The sequence below is a fragment of the Planktotalea sp. genome (assembly GCF_049680325.1).
GTDB lineage: Bacteria > Pseudomonadota > Alphaproteobacteria > Rhodobacterales > Rhodobacteraceae > Planktotalea.
This window is the reverse complement of the sequence record NZ_JBAUHO010000246.1, coordinates 1-3,436: the sequence shown is the minus strand read 5'-3', so window position 1 is coordinate 3,436 and position 3,436 is coordinate 1. Positions and strand designations below refer to the sequence as shown.

Annotated in this window: 3 protein-coding genes; 1 reads left to right on the top strand and 2 read right to left on the bottom strand. The window is 56.0% G+C overall.

The window, feature by feature from the left end; genetic code table 11:
* The coding region (locus tag WBC85_RS11215) for a calcium-binding protein (RefSeq protein WP_424436837.1) at positions 1-863 on the top strand (863 nt) is incomplete at its 5' end.
* 43 nt (positions 864-906) lie between these two features.
* Here WBC85_RS11215 and WBC85_RS11210 read toward each other — a convergent pair.
* The gene (locus tag WBC85_RS11210; protein WP_424436834.1) at positions 907-2,550 is read right to left on the bottom strand and encodes a sulfatase-like hydrolase/transferase; all 1,644 of its coding nucleotides are present in this window, start codon (positions 2,548-2,550) and stop codon (positions 907-909) included.
* Positions 2,547-3,436: N(2)-acetyl-L-2,4-diaminobutanoate deacetylase DoeB (gene doeB / locus WBC85_RS11205; protein ID WP_424436831.1), on the bottom strand; the 890-nt coding region annotated here is incomplete at its 5' end. The genes doeB and WBC85_RS11210, both read right to left, overlap by 4 nt.

The following is a 3,436-nucleotide window of genomic DNA, read 5'->3' as shown; positions in this document are numbered from 1 at the left end:
CTGTGGTTGGCGAGGTTCTATATGTTGACAATACAGGTTTGATTGCCGGAAACACATGGTCTTTGGCCGTTGGTGCAGGGCCGGCTATTATCGAGAATTCAGGCGTCTTTGATGGCGGCGTTTATATGTCGGGTGCAGCGTACAGTTTCTTCACCAACTCCGGTGACGTCTACGGCAACATCTATTTAAGCAATGGCGGCGATCAGTATCGCGGCAAAGCGGATGGCTTTGTTAGCGGAACGGTTTATGGGCTTGACGGGAATGACGCGCTGACAAGCGCCGCGTTTGGGGACAATCTGTCCGGGGGGGCAGACAACGACACATTGCGCGGCGGGGGCGGCGACGACACGTTGTCGGGCGGCACTGAAGACGACATTCTAAGCGGCGGCACAGGGGATGACGAACTGGACGGTGGAAATGGCGCTGATGAGCTGCGCGGAAATTCAGGCGCTGATGATCTGAATGGCGGAAAAGGTGGCGATCTCGTCTTTGGTAACTCCGGCGACGATCTCGTGCGCGGCGCGAATGGCGATGACACGCTGCGCGGAGGTTCAGGGGATGACACCCTGTCCGGCGGATCAGGCCGTGATCTTCTGATTGGAAATTCGGGCGTGGATACCTTTGTGTTTAGTGATGCCTCGGACAGCACGAACAACTCGGATCGCGATGAAATCCGCCACTATGATCGATCGACATCATTGATCTGGAAGATGTGGTCGCTGGTGAATTGGATTACATCGGAACTGGCAGTTTCACGGGTGGCGGCGACGCAGAACTGCGCGTGCGCGAAACCGCAAACGGGGATTCTGTTGTCTACGTCGATACGAATGGTGACGGCTCCGGCGATATGCGCATCCTGCTGAGCAATTTCATCGGATTGACCGAAGCCGATTTTATTCTCTGATCCTACTTTTTTGTGAAGTCGATTTTTGCCTTGCCGCGATAAAGCGCGGTTAGCTCTGCTGGCACTTCGCTTCCATCCGCGAGAAAGGGCAGGATGCCCTTGCGAATGGACTTGCCGCGCATGGCTTTGATGTCGTCTTCTGATTTTGTGACGCGCTGCGACATGCGGCGCGCCCATTTGAACAGGTATCCGTAAAGGCGCTCGATCTCGCCTTGGTGCGCGTCGGCTTTGGCGAGGTCGTGGAATTCTTCTGGATCGGTTTCAAGATCGAACAGCATAGGGCGAAATCCGCCCTCTGCGTGCATCAGTTTGTAACGCCCGTCGAACACCATAAAAAGGCGGGCATCGCGCGGCTCAAGACCTAGTTTCACCGCCTGCGGCGTTACTGAATAGTCGAATTCGCTAATCGCAAACTCGCGCCATTCGGGCGTTTCGCCGTGCAGCCATGGTGATAGCGAACGCCCCTCAAGAATGTGATCCGCGATCTTGCCACCCGCCGCCTCGACAAAGGTCGGGGCAAGGTCGATGCTTTCCACAAGCGCATCGCAGGTGGTGCCACGCGCACTGTCCGCTTCGGCGCGAGGATCGTAAATTATCATCGGAACCTTTACCGATTGCTCGTGAAACAGGTCTTTTTCACCAAGCCAATGATCCCCCAGATAATCCCCATGATCCGAGGTCAGCACGATCATCGTGTCTTTCAATTTGTCTGTTTCTTCCAGGTGATCGAGCAGGCGACCAAGCTGGTCATCACATTGTTTAATCAGGCCCATATAGGCAGGGATCACCTTCTGGCGCACTTCTTCTCGCTGAAACGCCGCGGCAATCTTGTTCTGCATATACGCCCCGTAAACGGGGTGCGGATCGTCTTGCTCTACCTCATGGCGCGTAGCAGCAGGCACATGGTTCGCACCAAACATGTTGTGATAGGGGGCGGGGACGATGTAGGGCCAATGTGGTTTGATATAGCTGACATGAGCCATCCACGGCCCGTCTTTCTCATCAATGAACTCAATTGTTTTCGATGTCAGCCAAGGCGTTTCGCTGTCTTCTTCGCGCACATTGGCGGCCTTGTCGGCGTTTTTGAAAATCCAGCCCGAGGCCATGTCGCCGTCTTCGTCCACGCCCGCATTGGCAAAGTCCGCCCATGGGTTTTCCGAGGGGTATCCTTTGCCCTTGAGATATTCGTTATAGGGCGAACGTTTTTCATCGTAAAAACCGTCAGGCCCATGCCCCCAAAGCCCGTCATCCCTGATCCATGTGTCGAAACCACATTCAGCTTGGCGCGCGCCGATTTCGCTATCAGCTGACAGGCCAAGGCGCGCCATGCCCTCGGCGTCGGCCTTCATGTGGGTTTTGCCAATGAGCCAGCAATCCATTCCCGCTTTGCGCAGGTGGTCGCCCATCGTCTGTTCACCCACTCGAAGAGGAAAGCCGTTCCAGTGCGCGCCGTGCGAAGAGGCATAGCGCCCCGTATAATAGCACATACGCGAGCCGCCGCAGACGGGCGATTGCACGTATGCATTGGTAAAGCGCACGCCCATGGCAGCGACGCGATCGAAATTTGGTGTGTGTAGATGCGGATGACCTGCACAGCTGAGGTAATCAAAGCGCAATTGGTCGTACATGATGAATAGAATGTTCATGAAATCTCCACAGCTACGAGCCCGACAAAATCGCCCATTTTCAACAGTCCCGGAACATGGCGCGCGGTCAGTATGCCGTCAAGCGCTGCATAGCATTCGCTCGGGGCGACGCCTGTGCGATCGATGGGCCAGACCCGTGCGATGGCTTGGCCTGCACAGACAGGATCGCCCAGATCGACAAGGTATTCGATAAGCCCGGCGGTTTGCGCGAAGGTAAAGCAACGCTCGTCAGGCATGTCGATTTGCACGCTTGGCGCGATGTCCAACTCGCCCTTTTGAATGCCTGCATGGATCAACAGGTTGCGAATGCCTTTGCGCGCAATCGCGACGCTTTTCGCGCTGGACGTGCCGGCGCCGCCGAGTTCGGTGGTGACAAAGGTCTTGCCCTGGAATTCAACTTCTGTGTCGAACATGCCGACGTTATCAATCTCTAGCATGCGCGCAGAGTAGGGCGCGTTGAAGGCCTGCATCGCCGCCATGCACCGCGCTTCCTGCGCTTTGTCCTCAAGAATATGCGCAGCGGCAAAGGGAAGGAAATCAAGCGTGCTGCCCCCTGAATGAAAGTCCAGAACGATATCGGCGCGCGGGACCAATTGCGTTGCGATGAAATGGCAAATCTTCCGGGTCACGGTTCCGTCGGGCGCACCGGGAAAGCTTCGGTTCATATTTGCGCCATCAATTGGCGAACAACGCTTGCCAGCGATAAACGCGGGAGTGTTCATCATCGGCAGGATAATGACGCGGCCTGTGATCTGGTCTGGCGTTAGCGAGACTGCCAGTTCTTGCAGGGCGATAGGGCCTTCATATTCATCCCCGTGATTGGCCCCGGTCAGCAGCGCTGTTGGTCCATCGCCATTTGCAATCACGGTGATCGGGATCATCACAG

Excerpts from the sequence above, each read along its gene's own strand:
- WBC85_RS11210 (WP_424436834.1), bottom strand. The coding sequence starts at position 2,550 with ATGAACATTCTATTCATCATGTACGACCAATTGCGCTTTGATTACCTC.